Source organism: Pseudomonas sp. 44 R 15 (genome assembly GCF_900004965.1).
GTDB classification, from domain to species: Bacteria; Pseudomonadota; Gammaproteobacteria; order Pseudomonadales; family Pseudomonadaceae; genus Aquipseudomonas; species Aquipseudomonas orientalis_A.
The window spans coordinates 1-1252 of sequence record NZ_CVTU01000085.1 but is presented as its reverse complement, the minus strand read 5'-3'; the positions used below and the strand labels follow the sequence as shown (position 1 = coordinate 1252).

The following is a 1252-nucleotide window of genomic DNA, read 5'->3' as shown; positions in this document are numbered from 1 at the left end:
AGAGCGTTTTGCTTACTTTTGCGCTTTTCAAAAGTGAGCCGCTGTAAAAGCGGAACCTATTGCAGCCGTTACCGCAGAAACGGATATGTACTCGGTCTGATCCACATCCTGGTCGGCCCTGAGGCCGCCATCGGGGGCAAGCCCCCTCCCACATTTGGGCCGGGATCGACACAACATCCTGGTCGGTTCTGAGGCCGCCATCGGGGGCAAGTCGAATCGTCGCACCGCCCCTCCCACATTTAAAAAGTGTTTACCTCTCAATCAAAAGTAATACGGGAATTTCAGACTGAACGTGAAGTCAGGCGCGTCATCGGTCATCCCGATCGCCAGGTTCGGCACGATGGTCAGGTTATCCGAGGCCGCAATCGTCATGCCGACGTTGAAGTAGCCCGCATTCGCATCGCTGGACACCACCGACTGCCAGTCGCCGCCGTCCGGCTTGAGCTTGCTTTTGCGCTGCACCAGGTCGGACACCGAGAACGACATGCTCATCTTTTCGTTCAAGGCAAAGGCTACACCCACACCGAACTGAAAGCTGTCGCCCAGGCGCACCTTGCCGCCCACCTTCTGGTTGACCTGACTGCTGATGTCATCGAACGAGTCTTCGAAGTTGTGGGTGTACGACAGCGAGCCGAACAACACCGCAGGGTCGAAGGTCTTGACCAGGGAGATGCCCGGTGTGACCGACCACACGCCGTTGCCCGTCGGCAGGCTTTCGGGCAGGTAGAGGTTGTCGTTGCTCGGTTGCCTGACCAGTTTGATGCCAAACGGCTCTTTACCCGTAGGCGCCTTCACCCGCACCGACACCACGGCGTCCGGCAGGTTAGGGGTTTCATCGAGGAATTTGTACGCCACGCCGAAGTTGACGTCGCCAATGGTGGGGTCGCGGGTCACGGACGCTTCCGAGGTGGCCGTGGCATCGTTGCCGGCGCCGCCGGACTGGTAGGTCGATTCGCGGTAGACCACCGGCACGTTGAGGTCGAACTGCCAACGGTTATCGAGGTTGTAGCGGCCGGTCAGGTCCAGGGTCCAGCTGTCGGATTTGATCCGGTCCAGGTTGATGTTGCCGAGAAAGATCGAGTCCAGCGCCAGGAAACCATTGAGGGTCAGCTGGCGGGCGTCGTAACGGGCATAGGTGATGCCGGTCTCGAGGCTGAACTTGCCGTTGCCGAAAAAGCCGCTGGCTTCGTTGTAGAGGTTACTGACACTTTGTGCAGGCGCCGAGTCGTCCTTGAGCGACTGGCCGTAGGAA

Annotated in this window: 1 protein-coding gene; it reads right to left on the bottom strand. The window is 59.2% G+C overall.

Annotation, left to right across the window (positions count from 1 at the left end; genetic code table 11):
- Positions 1–261: 261 nt before the first annotated feature.
- A partial coding sequence (locus tag BFP93_RS10600) for a hypothetical protein (protein ID WP_065893030.1) occupies positions 262–1252 on the bottom strand: 991 nt, incomplete at its 5' end.